This window comes from Streptomyces sp. NPDC101110 (assembly GCF_044759525.1).
Classification (GTDB): domain Bacteria; phylum Actinomycetota; class Actinomycetes; order Streptomycetales; family Streptomycetaceae; genus Streptomyces.
The window spans coordinates 20215-36279 of record NZ_JBIVZM010000011.1 but is presented as its reverse complement, the minus strand read 5'-3'; the positions used below and the strand labels follow the sequence as shown (position 1 = coordinate 36279).

Annotated in this window: 16 protein-coding genes and 1 pseudogene; 8 read left to right on the top strand and 9 right to left on the bottom strand. The window is 72.1% G+C overall.

Annotated elements, in window-relative coordinates:
- Window positions 1-33 precede the first annotated feature (33 nt).
- Complete coding sequence (locus tag ACIQU3_RS24675) at window positions 34-1014, top strand: DMT family transporter (protein ID WP_403927772.1); 981 nt, start codon at window positions 34-36, stop codon at window positions 1012-1014.
- Here ACIQU3_RS24675 and ACIQU3_RS24670 read toward each other — a convergent pair.
- The gene (locus ACIQU3_RS24670; protein ID WP_403927769.1) at window positions 1005-2336 is read right to left on the bottom strand and encodes an aminotransferase class I/II-fold pyridoxal phosphate-dependent enzyme; all 1332 of its coding nucleotides are present in this window, start codon (window positions 2334-2336) and stop codon (window positions 1005-1007) included. The two genes, ACIQU3_RS24675 and ACIQU3_RS24670, sit on opposite strands and share 10 nt — an antisense overlap.
- A gap of 35 nt (window positions 2337-2371) precedes the next feature.
- Here ACIQU3_RS24670 and ACIQU3_RS24665 point away from each other — a divergent pair, with 35 nt between their 5' ends.
- Window positions 2372-3058: a pyridoxamine 5'-phosphate oxidase family protein gene (locus ACIQU3_RS24665; protein WP_403927766.1), complete on the top strand. Its 687-nt coding sequence runs from the start codon at window positions 2372-2374 to the stop codon at window positions 3056-3058.
- Window positions 3058-3696: an FMN-binding negative transcriptional regulator gene (locus ACIQU3_RS24660; RefSeq protein WP_403927763.1), complete on the top strand. Its 639-nt coding sequence runs from the start codon at window positions 3058-3060 to the stop codon at window positions 3694-3696. The genes ACIQU3_RS24665 and ACIQU3_RS24660 overlap by 1 nt, the downstream gene beginning before the upstream one ends.
- A gap of 114 nt (window positions 3697-3810) precedes the next feature.
- On the opposite strand, the gene ACIQU3_RS24655 is transcribed toward ACIQU3_RS24660, so the two are convergent.
- The 3 genes from ACIQU3_RS24655 to ACIQU3_RS24645 form a co-directional block, all read right to left on the bottom strand.
- Window positions 3811-4761 carry a DMT family transporter gene (locus ACIQU3_RS24655; RefSeq protein WP_403927760.1) on the bottom strand — a complete coding sequence of 317 codons (951 nt, stop codon included), beginning with the start codon at window positions 4759-4761 and terminating at the stop codon, window positions 3811-3813.
- Window positions 4762-4987: 226 nt separating this feature from the next.
- Window positions 4988-5992 carry an EamA family transporter gene (locus tag ACIQU3_RS24650; protein WP_403744334.1) on the bottom strand — a complete coding sequence of 335 codons (1005 nt, stop codon included), beginning with the start codon at window positions 5990-5992 and terminating at the stop codon, window positions 4988-4990.
- Window positions 5993-6079: 87 nt separating this feature from the next.
- Window positions 6080-6628 (bottom strand): Clp protease N-terminal domain-containing protein, encoded by a 549-nt coding sequence (locus ACIQU3_RS24645; RefSeq protein ID WP_403744332.1) that lies wholly within the window; start codon window positions 6626-6628, stop codon window positions 6080-6082.
- A 221-nt stretch (window positions 6629-6849) separates the two neighbouring features.
- Here ACIQU3_RS24645 and ACIQU3_RS24640 point away from each other — a divergent pair, with 221 nt between their 5' ends.
- Window positions 6850-7278 (top strand): SRPBCC family protein, encoded by a 429-nt coding sequence (locus ACIQU3_RS24640; protein ID WP_403744287.1) that lies wholly within the window; start codon window positions 6850-6852, stop codon window positions 7276-7278.
- 59 nt (window positions 7279-7337) lie between these two features.
- On the opposite strand, the gene ACIQU3_RS24635 is transcribed toward ACIQU3_RS24640, so the two are convergent.
- Window positions 7338-7973: a PadR family transcriptional regulator gene (locus ACIQU3_RS24635; protein ID WP_403744288.1), complete on the bottom strand. Its 636-nt coding sequence runs from the start codon at window positions 7971-7973 to the stop codon at window positions 7338-7340.
- Between the two features lie 164 nt (window positions 7974-8137).
- Here ACIQU3_RS24635 and ACIQU3_RS24630 point away from each other — a divergent pair, with 164 nt between their 5' ends.
- Entirely contained in the window at window positions 8138-8956 is an 819-nt protein-coding gene (locus ACIQU3_RS24630; protein ID WP_403744292.1) for a PhzF family phenazine biosynthesis protein, read from the top strand.
- Window positions 8957-9029: 73 nt separating this feature from the next.
- Here ACIQU3_RS24630 and ACIQU3_RS24625 read toward each other — a convergent pair whose 3' ends face one another.
- On the bottom strand, window positions 9030-9830 hold the full coding sequence (locus ACIQU3_RS24625; RefSeq protein WP_403744294.1) for a CPBP family intramembrane glutamic endopeptidase: 801 nt from the start codon (window positions 9828-9830) through the stop codon (window positions 9030-9032).
- Between the two features lie 68 nt (window positions 9831-9898).
- A complete protein-coding gene (locus ACIQU3_RS24620; protein WP_403927758.1) occupies window positions 9899-11416 on the bottom strand; it encodes a glutamate-cysteine ligase family protein in 1518 nt (505 codons plus the stop codon).
- A 548-nt stretch (window positions 11417-11964) separates the two neighbouring features.
- On the opposite strand from ACIQU3_RS24620, the gene ACIQU3_RS24615 reads away from it, so the two are divergent.
- The 3 genes and pseudogenes from ACIQU3_RS24615 to ACIQU3_RS24605 all read left to right on the top strand — a co-directional run.
- Complete coding sequence (locus ACIQU3_RS24615) at window positions 11965-12549, top strand: hypothetical protein (protein ID WP_403744298.1); 585 nt, start codon at window positions 11965-11967, stop codon at window positions 12547-12549.
- Window positions 12550-12982: 433 nt separating this feature from the next.
- Window positions 12983-13186 (top strand): DUF5999 family protein, encoded by a 204-nt coding sequence (locus tag ACIQU3_RS24610; protein WP_366712221.1) that lies wholly within the window; start codon window positions 12983-12985, stop codon window positions 13184-13186.
- A gap of 201 nt (window positions 13187-13387) precedes the next feature.
- A pseudogene (locus tag ACIQU3_RS24605) lies at window positions 13388-14051 on the top strand (LacI family DNA-binding transcriptional regulator); the annotation flags it as partial.
- 125 nt (window positions 14052-14176) lie between these two features.
- On the opposite strand, the gene ACIQU3_RS24600 reads toward ACIQU3_RS24605, so the two are convergent.
- Window positions 14177-15226 (bottom strand): endo-1,4-beta-xylanase, encoded by a 1050-nt coding sequence (locus ACIQU3_RS24600; RefSeq protein ID WP_403927755.1) that lies wholly within the window; start codon window positions 15224-15226, stop codon window positions 14177-14179.
- Between the two features lie 54 nt (window positions 15227-15280).
- Window positions 15281-16045, bottom strand: a complete 765-nt coding sequence (locus ACIQU3_RS24595) for a carbohydrate ABC transporter permease (RefSeq protein WP_403744330.1) — start codon at window positions 16043-16045, stop codon at window positions 15281-15283.
- Window positions 16046-16065 lie beyond the last annotated feature (20 nt).

The window sequence follows — 16065 nt, the reverse complement described above, 5'->3', positions numbered from 1 at the left end:
GCTACGAGGTTCTGTTGCCGCATCGTTGCTGCCATGAGCACCGTCACCACCCCGGCCGGCCGCGCCACCACCGCCTCGCCCGCTCCGCCCCGCCGCCTCGTCGACTGGCGCATCCGGTTCGCCGCCCTGTCGCTGATCTGGGGCTTCAGCTTCCTCCTCATCAAGGTGGGCACCGAGACCTACGCGCCGTTCCAGGTGACGTTCGGCCGACTGGTGTTCGGCACGGCGGTGCTGGCCGCCGCGATGGCCGTACGACGCGAGCGGCTGCCGCGCGGGATGCGCGTCTGGGGGCATCTGACGATCGCCGCGTTCCTGCTCAACGCCCTGCCGTTCTCCCTGTTCGCGTACGCCGAGCTGACCATCCCGTCCACCCTGGCTGGCATCTGCAACGCGACCTCGCCACTGTGGGGCATGGCGCTGTCGCTGGTCGCCCTGTCGGAGGACCGCCCGACCCGGGTGCGGGTCGCCGGCCTCGGGCTGGGCTTCCTCGGGGTGCTCACGGTGCTGGGCGCGTGGCAGGGCTTCCACGGCCTGGACGCCACCGGGACCGCGCTGGCCCTGCTGGCCTCCCTGAGCTACCCGGTCGGCTGGATCTACGTGCGCCGCACCCTCGCCGGCACCGGCCACTCGCACCTGTCGATGACCGGCGCGCAACTGCTGCTGGCGACGGTCCAGCTGGCCGTCGTCACCCCGCTGTTCACGACCATGCCCACCCGCCTGTCCGTCGCACCGCTGCTGGCGATCGCCGCCCTGGGCGCGCTGGGCACCGGCCTCGCGGTCCTCCTCCAGTACGGCCTGGTCGCCGAAGTCGGCCCGACGACCGCCCAGATGGTGACGTACTTCATTCCGGTCATCGCCACGGCCGCGGGCGTAGCGCTTCTCGGTGAGGCCCTCACCTGGTCGACGCCGGTCGGGGCGGTGATCGTGCTGACGGGCGCGGCCCTCACCCAAGTCAGGCCGAAGCCCCGACCGGCATCCCGGCCGGGGCAGCCCGGCCGGGCGGCTCAGACGTAACTGCGCGCGGGGGCGGGTCCGAGGGCCGAGGCGATCGCATCGGCCAGGGGCTCGACCTCCTCGTCGGCGAGGGTCGAGACGGTGACCCGGATGCCGGGCGGCGCGGTCAGCCGGAAGCGCGCGCCGGGGGCCACGGCCCAGCCGGCGTGCAGCAGCCGGGCGACGGCGCCGGTCTCGTCCGGCACGGGCACCCACACGTTCATCCCGCTGCGCCCGCTCGCCGTGACGCCGCGTCGTCCGAGCGCCCCGATCAGCGCGTTCCGCCGTCGTCCGTACGACGCCGCCACCTCGGCGGTGTCCACCGCGCCGTCGGCCCACAGCCGCACCAGAGCCCGCTGCATCAGCCGGCTCACCCATCCCGGCCCCAGCCGGTGACGCCCGCTCACCCGGTCGACGGTGATGGCGTCGCCGGTGAGCACGGCGAGCCGCAGGTCGGGACCATAGGCCTTGGCGGCCGAGCGCACGAGCGCCCAGTGCCGGGTGACGCCGGCCAGCGGGTGCAGCGGCACGTCGACGATGCCGTGACCGTGGTCGTCCTCGACCAGCAGCACCTCCGGATGCTCCCGGAGCACGGCCCGCAGGGCACGCGCGCGTGCGGCGCTCACCGCCGCGCCGGTCGGGTTCTGCGCCCGGTCCGTGACGATCAGGGCCCGCGCCCCGGCCTCCAGCGCCTGGCGCACGTCCTCCGGGCGGGGCCCCTCATCGTCGACACCGACCGGGACGGTCCGCAGCCCGAGCGCGGGGACCAGGTCGAGGGTGCGGCCCCAGCCGGGGTCCTCGACGCCGACGGTGTCACCGGGTTTGAGGTGGGCCGCCAGCACCCGTTCGACGCCGTCCAGGGCGCCGGAGACCACGGTGAGCGGCCCGTCGGGCACCCCGTCGGCGTCGAGTCCGGCCCGGGCCGTCCGGGCCAGCTCCGGGTCGACGGGGGTGTCGCCGTAGAGCACGGGTGTCCGGTCGCCCTCGGCGGCGGCCGCCGCGAACGCGCCCGCGAGGCTCGGCAGCAGCGCCGGATCCGGATTGCCCTGCGCGAGGTCGCGTACCCCCTCGGGGACATCCACCCGGAAGTACTCCCGCCCGGTCGTCGCCGGTACGGACCGCACCCGGCTGCCGCGCCGGCCCGACGTCTCGATGACCCCGCGCTCGCGCAGCGTCCGGTACGCGGCCGCGACCGTGTTGGGATTCACCCCCAGCCGCTGCGCCAACTCCCTCATCGGAGGCAGAAGTTGACCGGGCCGCAGCTCGCCTGCCCCCACCGCACGCTCGACGCTCGCGGAGATGTCCGCTGCGCGCCGCCCCTGGATCGGATACTCTCCTAGCACAAAGCCAAGTATGCACTAGTGCAATGGAGAGCGCCATGCAGGGGACCGCGCAGACGCCGTCGCAGCCCGACACCGCCTACACGCCGACCGACCGCACGGTCCCCACCCGCTCCCCTGACCGGGCGTCCTACGACAAGGACCTGGTGCACGCGATACTCGACGAGGCCTACGTCTGCCACCTCGGTTTCGTCCGCGACGGTGCGCCTGTGGTGCTGCCCACCCTGTACGCCCGGGTCGGCGAACGGCTGTACGTGCACGGCTCGACGGGTTCGCGTCCGCTGCGTGCGGCGGGCCAGGCCGACCCCGGCCTCCCGGTCTGCCTGACGGTCACCCATGTCGACGGTCTGGTCCTGGCCCGCTCGGCCTTCCACCACTCGATCAACTACCGCTCCGTGGTGGTGCACGGCGTCGCCCGCGCCGTAACGGACCCCGAGGAGAAGCGGCAGGCCCTGGACGCGCTGGTCGACCACGCCGTGCCCGGCCGCTCCGCGGACTCGCGCCCGGCCAACAAGAAGGAGCTGGCGGCCACCGCCGTGATCCGTCTGGACCTGGACGAGGTCTCCGCGAAGCTGCGCACCGGCGGCGTGAACGACGAACCGGAGGACCTCGCCCTCCCGCACTGGGCCGGCGTCGTCCCGGTCCGGCGCACCTACGGCACCCCGGCCCCCGATCCCGGTCTGGCCCCCGGCACCGGACTGCCCGGCTACCTCACGGCCCTGTGATGCTGATCCACCCCTGGGACGCGCCCCACGACGACACCGAATGGCAGCAGTGGCTGGCGCACCACGACTTCGGCCAGCTCGCCGTCAACGGCCTGCCGGGCGAACCGCCCCACGTCCAGCCGCTGCACTTCGTCTACGACGCGGGGCGCCGCGAGGCCGTCTCCCACCTCGCCCGCCCGAACCCGCTCTGGCCCGCGCTGGAGGCGGCCCCGGACGTGGTGCTGAGCGTGGTGGACGACTACGTGTTCGTACCGGGCCCCTGGCAGGCCGCCCCGGACGTCCCTCCGGAGCACGGCACCCCGACGAGTTTCTACACGGCCGTCCAGCTCCGCTGCCGCGCTCACGTCGTGGACGACCCGGCGGAGAAGGCCGAGCTGCTCAACCGCCAGGTCGACCACTTCCAGCCGCGGGGCGGCTCCGCGCGGGCGGCGGTGGGCGAGGCCCCCTTCGGCAGGATGCTCGCGGGCATCCGCGCCCTGCGCCTCGAAGTGACGGACGTACGGGCGAAATTCAAGTACGCCAATCACAGGCCTGCCGAGGTCCGGGACCGGATCGCCACAGGTCTCGCGGCCCGCGGCGGCCCGGGCGACGCCATGGCACGCGACCACCTGCTGCGCCGACAGCAGGCGCAGGCGTAGCGGGCGAGACCCCGCCGGCCGACACGCGCGGGCGTCGCGGGCGAGGCCCCGTCTGCGGCACGCGCGGGCAGCGGGGCCCGCCCGCAGCAGGCCCGGGGAGCCGCCCGCCCCGCCTCACAGGGCCGTCACCGGTTCCTCCGGGCGCCGCGCTCCCCGCGCCTCCCCCACCGCGAGGCCGGTCACCGAGCCCAGCATCAGCAGGGTTCCGGTCAGCGTCGCCGCCGTGAGGTGCTCGCCGAGCAGGACGACGGCCAGCACCGCCGCACTCACCGGTTCGAGCAGCATGATCACCGAGACGGTGGCGGACCGTACGACGGCCGCGCCCGCGAAGTAGAGGCCGTAGGCGAGGGCCGTGGGGACCGCGGCCACGTACACCAGCAGAAGGACGAACCGGCCGGGCTCCTCAGCATGCGGCAGCAACCCTTCCACCAGAGCGAACGGCAACAGGAACAGGCTCGTCACGGCGAAGGCACCCGCGGTCGTCCCAGTGGCGTCGCCCCCGCCGTCGCGGCCCCACCGGCGGGTGAGCAGCGTCATGACGCAGTATCCGGCCGCGGACAGCAGCGCGAGCAGCACCCCCACGGGGCGTACGGTCGTGCCCCCGCCGCCGAGGGCGAGAACGGCGAGCCCTGCGAGGGCACCCAGGACGGCCACCGCGCCGCCCCGCCCCAGACGCTCGGCCAGGGTCAGCCGGGCCCCGACCGCGATGAGGACGGGCCCGGCGCCCAGCGTGACGACGGTGGCCACGGCGAGACCGGTGGCGGAGACGGCGGCGAAGTACGCCGTCTGGAAGACCGCGAGACCGAGCCCGGTGACGACGGCTCGCAGCACCCGGCGGCGCAGCGGCTCCGTGACGGGCCCCCGGGTGCGCGACCGCAGCGGGCGCACGGCGAGCAGCAGCACGAGACCGGCGGCGCAGCGCCAGAAGGAGAGGGCGACGGGCCCCATGTCACTGGCCCGGTAGACCAGCGAGGCGGCCGCGCCCGCGGTGCCCCAGGCGGCACCGGCGACGATCAGGTAGAGCAGACCCCGCCCGGTGGGCAGGCCGGAAGCAGTGTTCGACACGTGTTCTCTCCGCAGACGCGCACGACGCGCCGCACGCGACGGGCGGCGGCCGGTGCGCGGAAGTTCGGGAAGGGTCCCGGACCGGTCGGGACGCGGGATCCGTGGACTTCGTCTGCGGGCAGCACCGTTCTGCGCGGCGGCACATCGCCGGGCGCGGTTTCCGGAGGGCCCGCCTCAGGCAGCCGGAGGCGGAAGAACGAGTGCGTTCGAAGGCATGATCGACACCTTAGGCGCTGGTCCCGCGCCGGGACAATTCCCTTTCGGGGCCGCCGCTCGCCACCGGCTGGGCGGACCCCTTCGAGGGCGTCGAGGACTGCGCGATGAACGCGCCCACCAGCACGATCGCCCCGCCGGCGATCTGCGGCGCCGAGAGGTGCTCGCCGAGCAGGACCCAGGCCAGGACGGTGGCGATGACCGCCTCGAGACAGGCCACGACCCCGGCGACCTGCGGGGAGAGCCGGCGCACGGAGACCACGCCGGTGACGTAGGCGACGACCGTGGCGACCAGGACGATCCACGCCAGCAGCACGACGGCGGCGACGGGCCGTCCGTTCATGCTCGCGGTGCCCGAGAGCACCGACCAGTCCATCGTCCAGGGCCGGGCCACGACGGTGAGCACGGTCGCGCCGACGAGCAGCCCGTAGGCGATGACACCCAGCGGGTCGGGCGCCTCGTCCCCGGCGTCGCTGCCCTGGTCGGACAGGACGAAGTAGCCGACCTGGCAGCAGGCCGCGCCGAGCGCGAGCAGCAGCCCCAGCGCGTCGAACCCGAGACCGGACCACACCTCCACGACACAGGCGAGTCCGCCGACCGCGAGCACGACACCGACGGCTGCGGCGCGCGTCACCGGCCGCTTCTGCACGAACCGCACCCAGCCCAGCACCAGTGCGGGCGCCAGGTACTCGATGAGCAGCGCCACCCCGACGGGGATCCGGGAGAGCGCCGCGAAGTAGCAGGCCTGGACCCCCGCGACGGCCAGCAGCCCGAACCCGGCGAGCAGCCCGGGGCGCCTGCGCAGCAGCGTCCGGTGCCGCACGGCGAGCGGCAGCATGACCAGGGCGGCCCCGGCCACGCGCAGCCACACCACGTGCAGCGGGTCAAGGCCTGCCTCGATGAGCGGCTTCGCCGCGACACCGGATCCACCGAAGGCCACCGCGGACAGGAGGGCGAGTCCGAGCCCCACTCCCCTGCCGCCCCCGCTCACGCTGCTGTCAGAGGTACGCACCGGCACATGATGACAGGCGATGACAGGAGCGTCACCCCTTATGACACCTGTCTCACTGCCTGGACAGGCGGACGGCCCCGGGTGTGCGGACACTCAGTGGGTGGCTTCGCCGCACTCCCGTGTCATGCCCGGCGCACCAGCGAGCCTGGCGAGCACCTCGCGCGGGTCGATTCCGGCCCGTTGGAGCACCTCGACCGCGCGTGCCTGCGGGTCGACGACGATCGCCGCGAGCAGGTCCGTGCCCCGGGCCGGTCCGCCGCGCCCGGCGGCACGCTCACAGGCGTCCTCCATGCAGGCGCCGGCGAGCGGGGAGAATCCCGCCGCCTCGGCCACCACGGGGACGGCACCGGAATCCTCGACCCGGCTCTGCCAGCGCAGGCCGTATCCGATGCTGCGCTGGACGAGATATCCGAGCAGCCGCGCGATCTGCGGCCCCTCGGCGAAGACGGCGCGTGCCTCGGGGTCGGATTCCAGCAGCGAGTGGAGCAGGTGGGCGGTGTCGATCTGCCGGTCCCCGTCCCGGACGGCCCGGCGGCGGGCACCGCCGACCACCGACGCCAGCTCGTCACTGAGCCTGGCATCGTTGTCCACACGCTGAATGCCGTGCTCATGGGGCGACTGCCCGGGGATGCGGGGTTGCACATCCCCCACCCCATCAGTCCCGAGCGGCCGGGACATCCTCGAAAGGAAGCATTTTCGTGTCCCACGGAAAGTGGAGCCGACGGGCAGGCCTCCTCCTTGCGGAGGAGACCGGAGGGCCTAGGAGCAGCCGTTCCTTCGTCTGACGGTTCGTCAGTATTGAACATTGCGGCCGACGCGGCTACCTTCCGCGACACCCAGCCCGCGGACGGAGAGGTGATCGCATGGCCGAGGTCAGCGCGCAGGCCCGCATCGGAGCACCGGCCGAGAAGGTATGGGCGCGGCTCACCGACTGGTCCGCCTACGGCGAGTGGAACGCGACCCACACGGGCTTCCCGGCGGGCGGCCCGGAGCCCCTGGCGGTGGGCGCGACGTTCCAGGAGAACATGCGGCTCATGAACTTCCCGGCCGAGGTGGCCTGGACCGTCGAGGAACTGGAACCGGCACGTGTGCTCGCCATCCGCGGCAAGGGCCCGATGGCGGTGACCGTCGCGACGCGCTACACCCTCACACCCGACGGCGACGCGACGACGGTCCGCATCGACGGCGAGTTCACGGGTGCGACCGTGTCCCTGATGGCGGGCAGACTCAAGGACTCGGCCACGGCGGCCCTGCACGAATCACTGCGCAAGCTCAACGGCCTCGTGACCTGACACCCCGGCAACCGAAGCGCCCCCGGATCGCTCCGGGGGCGCCTTTCCTGCGGGACGGTTCAGTCCTCGTCGGCGAGGATCAGATACAGCTTCTTGCGAGCCTCGTTGATGACCTGGAGGGCCTTCTCCCGCTGTTCCTTGCTGCCGGTCTTCCAGACCTGGCCGAAGGCCTCCATCAGGCCGAAGCCGGCCTGGCGGATCTCACCCAGGGCTTCCCAGTCGACCCCCCGGGAGGCCTCCTCCCAGGGCGCCTCGGGCCCCTCGTCGGCGGCCGTACGGCCCGCTTCCGTGAGTGAGAACAGCTTCTTGCCGCCCTCCGACTCACTGATGATCAGCCCCTCGTCCTCCAACAACTGAAGGGTGGGGTAGACCGAGCCGGGACTCGGCTTCCACGCCCCGCCACTGCGCTCGGCGATCTCCTGGATCATCTCGTAGCCGTGCATCGGCCGGTCCTTGAGCAGGGCCAGGATCGAGGCCCGCACGTCACCGCGCCGCGCCCTTCCCCTCGGCCCCCCGCGCCCTCGTCCGCCCCAGGGGCCGGGGCCGAAACCCGGGCCGCCGGGTCCGCCCCAGCCTGGGCCGCCCGGGCCACCCGGCCCGAAGGGGCCGAAGGCCGCACGCAGCCCTTCGAAACCGCCCCGGCCGCGGTGCGGGCCGCCGTGTCCATGTCCACGCTCGAATCCGTGGGTACGCATCGCAACCACTCTCCATTCCATCGTTGATCTGTCGCGATGCTTCAACGATATATCGGTAACTGTCGACTGACAAGAAGCTTCCCGGGATTCCGGCCGGCGGAACCGGGCCAGCGGCTGCGAATTGGCCTTGGCCTGCTGCTTCGTGAGCGCCCTAGCGTCGGGGCATGCGGATCCGAATCGTCGACGCCTTCACCGATCGCCCCTTCTCCGGAAACCCGGCCGGGGTCCTGCTCCTGCCCGGCGCGGACGCCTTCCCGGACGACGGCTGGCTGCAGAACGTGGCCCTGGAGGTCAACCACGCAGAGACCGCCTTCGCCCACCCGCTGCCCGAAGGCGCGGAGGCGGACTGGGCGCTGCGCTGGTTCACCCCTGCCGCCGAGGTCGCCATGTGCGGCCACGCGACCCTCGCCACCGCTCACGTGCTGCACACGACCGGCGCCCACGAGGGGCCGGTGCGGTTCGCCACCCGCAGCGGCGTCCTCGTCGCCACGCCCGCCGCGGACGGATCGGTCACGATGGACTTCCCGACGGCCCCGCTCACCCGGGTCGACCCGCCCGCGGGACTCGCCGGAGCACTGGGCACGGAACCGCTCACGGTCCTGGACACCGGCCCGAACGTCGGCGACCTGCTCGTCGAGGTCGCCGACGAGAAGACCGTGCACGGCCTCGGTCCCGACCTCAAGGCCCTCGCCGCCCACTCCGAGCGCGGCGTCATCGCCACGGCCCGCGCCGAGGACCCCGCCCGGGGCTACGACTTCGTCTCGCGCTGCTTCTTCCCCAACGTGGGCATCGACGAGGACCCGGTGACCGGCAGCGCCCACACCGCGCTCGCCCCGTTCTGGTCCGAGCGCCTGGGCCGCTCCGGCCTCACCGGACTCCAGGCCTCACGCCGGTCCGGCCGCGTCCGCACGGAACTGCGCGGTGACCGCACACTGCTGACCGGCACGGCCGTCACCGTCATCGAGGGCGAGCTGCTGCCCTGAGACGAGCGCCGACCTGAGACGAGACGAAGAAAGGGGGCGTACGACGGTGTCGTACGCCCCCTCGCTCACTGCCTCACGCCGTCGGCAGCCAGCCCACCTTGCCCGCCAGCAGCGCGTACCCGACGAACGCGCCGATGTCGAGCAGCGAGTGGGCCACCACGAGCGGACCGACGCGCCCCCAGCGGCGGTAGAGGTAGACGAAGACGACGCCCATGACCATGTTCCCGACGAAGCCGCCGATGCCCTGGTACAGGTGGTACGACCCGCGCAGAACGGCACTGCCGGTCAGCGCCGCCGTCGGCGTCCAGCCCAGCTGGCGCATGCGGCGCAGCAGGTAGCCGACGACGATCACTTCCTCCAGTACGGCGTTCTGGATCGCCGAGAGGATCAGCACCGGGTACTTCCACCACACCGCCGGCAGCGCCTCCGGAACCACGGTGAGGTTGAAGCCGAGGCCGCGGGCCGCCAGGTAGAAGGCGATGCCGGTACTGCCGATGACCGCGGCGATCGCCGCCCCGCGGCCGAGGTCGGGCCAGGGGCGGGTGCGGTCGAAGCCGATCGTGCGCAGGCTCGCGCCCTCGCGGAGCAGGAAATGCGCCACGAGGGCGACGGGAACCAGCGCCGTGGTGATCCCGAAGAGCTGCCAGGCGAGGTCCAGCCAGGGCCGGCCGGGAGCGGCCGAGGCGTTCATCGTGGCCGCCTGGTCCTTGAGTCCGCCCGGCTTGGTGACCGATCCGATGAAGCTGATCAGCGCGGACAGTGCGCTCGCGCCCAGCGACAGCGCGAGGACCAGCAGCGTCTCCGTGCGGAGCATCCGCCGTGAGAGTCCCTGCTGGGGAATGGAATCGCCCACCGGGCTCGCCTCCGCCTGCACACCCGCCTCCACTTCACCGACCTGTCGGATCAGTATGGCGGCAGCGCGACGGCGCCCCGGCGGCGGTGTCAGCCCAGCGACACCGGCTCAGGCAGTCCCACCGGCCAGCTGTGCACCGGTTCTCCCTTGTGCATCAGCTCGCGGTAACGCCGGGTCGTGGCGCCCAGCGCGTCCTCCCGGGAGAGACCCGAGTCCAGTGCCTTGTGGAAGGTGGCGGCCTGCCAGCTCGCCCCGTTCACCCGGCGCCGGCAGCGTTCCTCGATCACGCCCAGGTACAGGTCGCGGTCGGCGGGTTCGACGCCCCAGGCGGCCAGTCCGGCCTCGGCGAGCGGCAGCAGTTCGTCGCGGACGAGGCTCACCGCGTCGACCTCGGTGGTGCCGCTGTACCGGCCGCGCCGGGGCCAGGTGAAGCGGGCGTCGATGCCGTCCTTGCACGCGGCGTCGAAGTTGGCGGCGGCCGACTCGAAGGGCAGCCGGGACCACACCGGCCGGGACTCCTCGGCGAGCGCCCGGACGACGCCGTAGAAGAAGGCCGCGTTGGCCACGACGTCGAGGACCGTGGGGCCGGCCGGCAGGACGCGGTTCTCCACGCGCAGGTGCGGGACGCCGTCGGCGATGCCGTACACCGGGCGGTTCCAGCGGTAGATCGTGCCGTTGTGCAGGACGAGTTCGGCGAGGGAGGGCGTGCCGCCCTGGTCGAGGACCTTCAGCGGGTCCTCGTCGTCGCAGATCGGCAGCAGGGCCGGGTAGTAGCGCAGGTTCTCCTCGAAGAGGTCGTACGCCGAGGTGATCCAGCGCTCCCCGAACCAGGTGCGCGGCCGGACGCCCTGGGCCTGCAGCTCGGGCGGGCGGGTGTCGGTGGACTGCTGGAACAGCGGGGGCCGCGACTCGCGCCACAGTTCGCGCCCGAAGAGGAAGGGCGAATTGGCGCCGACGGCGATCTGCGCGGCGGCGACCGCCTGGGCCGCGTTCCACACGTCGGCGAAGCGGGCCGGGGTGACCTGGAGGTGCAGTTGCACGGAGGTGCAGGCGGCCTCGGGCGCGATGGACTTCGAGGTGCAGCTCAGGTGCTCCACGCCGTCGATGTCGAGGGTGAACTCCTCGCCCCGCGCGGCCACGATCTGATCGTTGAGCAGGGTGTAGCGGTCGACGTCGGAGAGGTTCGACGACACCAGGTCGTCGCGGTCGAGCGTCGGCAGAATACCGATCATCACAATGCCGGCGTCGACCTCACCCGCTTTTCGGTCGGCATATGCCAGTGACGTACGGAGTTCCTCGGCGAGCCGGTCGAATACCCGGCCCCCGAGGCGGTGTGGAGGGATGTTGACTTCCAGGTTGAACATGGCGAGTTCTGTTTGGAAATCGCGGCTCGCGATGCGCTCGAGGACTTGCCCGTTCAACATTTTCGGCATGCCGTCGGCGCCCGCGAGATTCAATTCGATCTCCAGCCCCATGAGGTTCTTGGGCCGGTCGAACCGCTGCTCCGCCAGGAGTCGCTCCAAGCCCGTCAGACACTGGCGCAGCTTGTCGCGGTAGCGCTGGCGATCGGACAGGTCGAACCGGCCTGCCACGACCTTCTCCCCCATCGAAGCGTCCCTTCTCGGTGATGCGGGCCGGGATCCGGCTGCCTGGGTCCCGGTCAGGTGGAGGATGCCCAGCGAAAGCGATCGATAACGTCCCGGGCGGACCCGACGGCCGCTACGCTGGTCACATGTGACCGGTGGCACATTCACTCGGCATGACGCACAGGACAGGTTTCGGGCCCGGGGAACTCGTGAAAAACGCCGACGAGAATGGGCCGACCGGTTCGCGGGCATTCACCGAGGTCACCGTCGTGCACCCCCGCTGGGAATCGGGATAATTCTCACGTATCGCCGACCGAATGTACCCTTGTTCTACTCACCGGAAACGGCTAGGCGAAACACAGTCTGAACCCGTGTCGTATAAACTCCGTGAACAAGGCAGAAGGTTGGCGCCCACGGTCGATGGGTCCTGCCGTCGAGGCGACGCGGACCCCCCACCCCCCCTCGCGTTTCCCCTGACCCGGCCCCTGCCTCTCTGACCCTCGTGAGCTGACAGCGCCGTCCGCCCCCGCCCTCGCGCCACCGTGCCTTTGAATGAGAGGCGACCCACCATGCCGCTGCATGTCCCTCCGGCTCCCGCGCCCGCACTCCGTTCCGTCCTCACCGCGCTCTCCTCTCCCACCGCGGTCCGCGAAGCCCGAACTCCCTCCCTGCTCGGCACCCAGGGACCCGCCACACCCGAACTCCCCCTCCCCGTCCACGTACTCGACCACGTGACGGCGGAGGGCGTGTCCGCGACCCGGCTGGCCGGGTGGCGCTTCCTGATCCGCTGCGGCGATCGGGCCGTGGCCGCGGCGGAGACCATGCTCACTCCCGACGGCTGGGCCTTCTCCCACTTCTTCGAGGGCCCGTACATCACCTCGACCGAACGTGCCCTGCGCCAGGCCGAGGCGATGCCGCAGCCGTACCAGCCCCGACTGCTGTCGGTGCCCGGCCTGTACATGCTGACGCTGTGGCTGCACGAGGACTGCACCGCGGACGGCGCCGAGGGCCATCCCGCCGCCACCGACCTGCTGGTCCCGCTGGCGCCGGCACCTCCCGGCATCGCGGCTCACCGCCCGCACCGCGTCGCCGAACTCCTTCCGGTCCTGACTCACCGCGCGGCTCCCGTCAGATTGCTCGGGTCTCCCGCCTGACGCACCGCACACATCCGCAGATCCCGTCGCCGAATTCCGGCGGCGGGGTCTCGCATATGCGCCCGGCCATCGGCTGACCGCTCGTCCGATCACTTAATCGCTCACTCGATCGCTCGTACGAGCGTCCAATTGCTCGGACGAGCCGGAATTGTCGTCGGCCCGAGCGGACTAGCCCTATCCGGCCACTGCGAACCACCCGAAGGGACAGCCCAGTTGGGATGAACCGTCCGCGCGGGTGACGCGTCATGAACCTGTGAGAAGCGGTGCCGCGAAATCCCTGCGGATTGACGCCCGTGGGGCAACACTGGGTTCCGACGACTTATCACAACGGGGGGCGGCCATGAACGAAACTTCTAGCCGCGGAACAGACACGACAACCCACCCGGACAACGCAGTCTCATCGTCCGTCTCGACACAGCGAAAGATCCCACCCATGTGCCAGCACCAGACCCAGTGCCCCTCAGCAGATTCCGCCGACCGGGAATCCGCCCGCCTCGTGGCGCACCACCCGGAACAGGGATGGAGCCTGCTGTGCAACGGCGTGGTGCTCTTCGAGGACACCGGCGAACTGCTTCCGGACGGCCGGGCCATCGCCCCGCACCGCCCGGTGGCGGGCCAGGTGATGACGGCCGCCTGAGGCCGCTCGGCGGGACGCCGCCCCGCCGGATGACATGAGGGGCCGGCCGCAGGACACCCTGCGCACCGGCCCCGACGCCTGTCCGATGGTCGTCACTGAACGTCACCACCCGCCACGTCCTGTCGGCGCACCGCGCGCCTTCCCACGGATGCCCGTTCTCCGGAAGACTCCTGGAAGTTTCGCGGTCACCCGTCGACGGAGGTGGGGGGAGCAGAGGGGGCAGACGCCGGGGGCAAGGTCACGATCTCGGAGATCACCCGGGGGGCCTGGGTGTCCGTACCCCGTGTCCCGGGTCGTCAACGGCCGGTCCGACGTGTCACCGCAGACCCGGGCCCGGGTAGAGGACCTGCTGCGCGTGCACGGCTACCGCAGGCGCCCCGCCGCCCCGGGCACCCGCGCCGCCCTGCTCGACCTGGTCTTCGGCGACCTCGACAGCCCCTGGGCCGGGGAGATCATCCGCGGGGTCGAGGGGGTCGCGCACGCCGCCGGGGCCGGCACGGTGGTGTCGGCCGTCCACGGACGCTCGGGCGACGCACGCGAGTGGATGCGCGACCCCAGGTCCCGTGCCTCCGACGGCGTGATCCTCGTGACGTCCGCCCTGGAACCGACGCTCCACGAGGAACTGCGCATCCTGGGCGTGCCGCTGGTGGTCGTCGATCCAGCGGGCTCCCCGGCCCTCGACGCCCCCACGATCGGCGCCGCGAACTGGTCGGGCGGCATGGCGGCCATCGCACACCTGCTGTCCCTCGGGCACCGCCGCATCGGCCTGATCCCCGGACCGTCCCGCCTGCTGTGCTCCCGGGCCCGCCTGGACGGATACCGCGCGGCCCTGGAAAGCGCCGGCATCCGGTTCGACACCTCCCTCGCCTGACCCGCGGCAAGGAACCGAGCTGGGCACCGAGCTGGTGGTACGGGCGAGCACCGCGCCCGCCGCCTGAGGACCGGCGCCCCCGCCACCCCCTGTCCGGCGGGGGGCGCCGACCGCCCCCGCTACCGCCCCCCGAGCGCCTCGCGCAGCGCGAAGTACGCGGGCTTCGGCCGCAGGTCCTCGTCCCAGGGCAGGGCCGCGCCCTCGCCCGGGAAGACCGCCGGGATCCACGAGTACTTGTCGGTGTAGTCCCACAGCGTGATGCCGACGCACCGCCGTACCGCCAGGCACGCCTTCGTCACGTCGGCGTACCACTCGGCCTGCTGTGCCCGCTTCTCCTCGGTCGCGGGCAGGTGCATCCGGATGTCGACCTCGGTGAGCGCGGTGTTGAGGCCGAGCCGCGAGAAGCGGCGGAGGTTGTCCTCCAGTGTGGCCGGATAGCCGTACTGCAGGGCCAGATGGGCCTGGAGACCGATGCCGTGCAGCGGGACGCCCGCGGCCTTCAGCTCCTTGGCCAGCCGGTGGTAGGCGTCGCTCTTCGGGCCGACGCCCTCGATGTTGTAGTCGTTGAGGTAGAGCTTGACCCGCGGATCGGCCTGGTGCGCCCAGCGCAGCGCGTCCGCGATGTAGCCGGGCCCCAGCGTCTTGTAGAAGACCGACTCCCGGTAGGTGCCGTCCTCGTTGAACGCCTCGTTCACGACGTCCCAGGCGAACACCTTGCCCCGGTAGTGGCGTACCTCCGTCTGGATGTGCTTCTTCAGCACGGCCCTCAGCTCGGGAGCCGTCCACTCCCTGCCCGCGATCCACCCGGGCAGCTGGCTGTGCCAGACCAGGGTGTGGCCGCGCACCTTCTGCCGGTTGGCCCGGGCCAGGTTCACGATCTCGTCGCCCGCGGAGAAGTCGAACACCCCCTGCTGTGGCTCGGTCGCGTACCACTTCATGCCGTTGCCGGGCGTGATCTGGTCGAACTCGCTGCCGAGCAGGGTCTTGTACGGCCCGTCCACGAGCTCGGGGTTGTCGGTGGCGCTGCCGAAGTAGCGGCCGTGCCGCTGGGCGAGGTCGGCGAGGGTGGGCTGCTGGTGTCCCGCCCGGGCGGGTGTGCCGGCGCCGATGCCGGCCGCGACCAGGAGCGCGGCGACGGCGCCGGCGAGTCTGAGACGGGTGGTGCGCATGGTTCGACTCCTCACGACGGTGGGTGGGTAGAGCCGTACGTTTCGCGGCGCGGTTCAGCCCTTGGTGGCGCCGGCGGTGAGGCCGCCCACGAGCTGACGCTCGGCGACCGAGTAGAAAGCGAGGGCGGGGACCATGGCCAGCACCAGATAGGCGAAGACCTTGGCGTACTCCGCGGAGTACTGCCCCTGGAACTGCTGGACACCGATCGGCAGGGTCCACCACTGCGCGTCGGTGAACACCAGCAGCGGCAGGAAGAAGTTGTTCCAGCTGGTGACGACGGCCAGTACGGAGACGGTGCCGAGCGCGGGCCGGGCCATGGGCAGGAGCACGCGCCAGAAGAAGCCGAACGGGCTGCACCCGTCGAGCGTGGCCGCCTCCTCCAGCTCGCCGGGGATCTGCCGGAAGAAGCCCCGCAGGATGATGATCGTCATCGGCAGCCCGAAGGCGGCCTGCGGGAGGATCACGCCGAGCGGGTTGTCCAGCAGGTCCAGCGAGCGCAGCAGCAGGAACAGGGGCAGGGCCGCGACCGCGAAGGGGAACATCAACCCCATGGTGAACAGCGTGAACAGCGCCTCCCGGCCGCGGAAGGCGAACCGCGCGAAGGAGAAGGCCGACAGGGCGGAGACCGCGACGACCAGGACGGTCGTGCCGATCGCGATCAGCGTGCTGTTGCCGATCAGCCGCCAGAAGTCCCCCGAGCCGAGGATCCCGGTGTAGTTGGAGGTCACCCAGGACTCGGGCGGCCCGACCGGGTTGCGGGAAAGCTCGGCGGTGGATTTGAAACCGGAGAGCGCTGCGTAGAGCAGGGGCACGGCCATGACCGCTCCGACGACGACCA

Bases quoted from the DNA above. Each gene is read 5' to 3' on its own strand.
- ACIQU3_RS24675 (WP_403927772.1), top strand. From the start codon at position 34: ATGAGCACCGTCACCACCCCGGCCGGCCGCGCCACCACCGCCTCGCCC.
- ACIQU3_RS24665 (WP_403927766.1), top strand. From the start codon at position 2,372: ATGCAGGGGACCGCGCAGACGCCGTCGCAGCCCGACACCGCCTACACG.
- ACIQU3_RS24660 (WP_403927763.1), top strand. From the start codon at position 3,058: ATGCTGATCCACCCCTGGGACGCGCCCCACGACGACACCGAATGGCAG.
- ACIQU3_RS24640 (WP_403744287.1), top strand. From the start codon at position 6,850: ATGGCCGAGGTCAGCGCGCAGGCCCGCATCGGAGCACCGGCCGAGAAG.
- ACIQU3_RS24635 (WP_403744288.1), bottom strand. From the start codon at position 7,973: ATGCGTACCCACGGATTCGAGCGTGGACATGGACACGGCGGCCCGCAC.
- ACIQU3_RS24630 (WP_403744292.1), top strand. From the start codon at position 8,138: ATGCGGATCCGAATCGTCGACGCCTTCACCGATCGCCCCTTCTCCGGA.
- ACIQU3_RS24620 (WP_403927758.1), bottom strand. From the start codon at position 11,416: ATGGGGGAGAAGGTCGTGGCAGGCCGGTTCGACCTGTCCGATCGCCAG.
- ACIQU3_RS24615 (WP_403744298.1), top strand. From the start codon at position 11,965: ATGCCGCTGCATGTCCCTCCGGCTCCCGCGCCCGCACTCCGTTCCGTC.
- ACIQU3_RS24610 (WP_366712221.1), top strand. From the start codon at position 12,983: ATGTGCCAGCACCAGACCCAGTGCCCCTCAGCAGATTCCGCCGACCGG.
- ACIQU3_RS24600 (WP_403927755.1), bottom strand. From the start codon at position 15,226: ATGCGCACCACCCGTCTCAGACTCGCCGGCGCCGTCGCCGCGCTCCTG.
- ACIQU3_RS24595 (WP_403744330.1), bottom strand. From the start codon at position 16,045: ATGGCCGTGCCCCTGCTCTACGCAGCGCTCTCCGGTTTCAAATCCACC.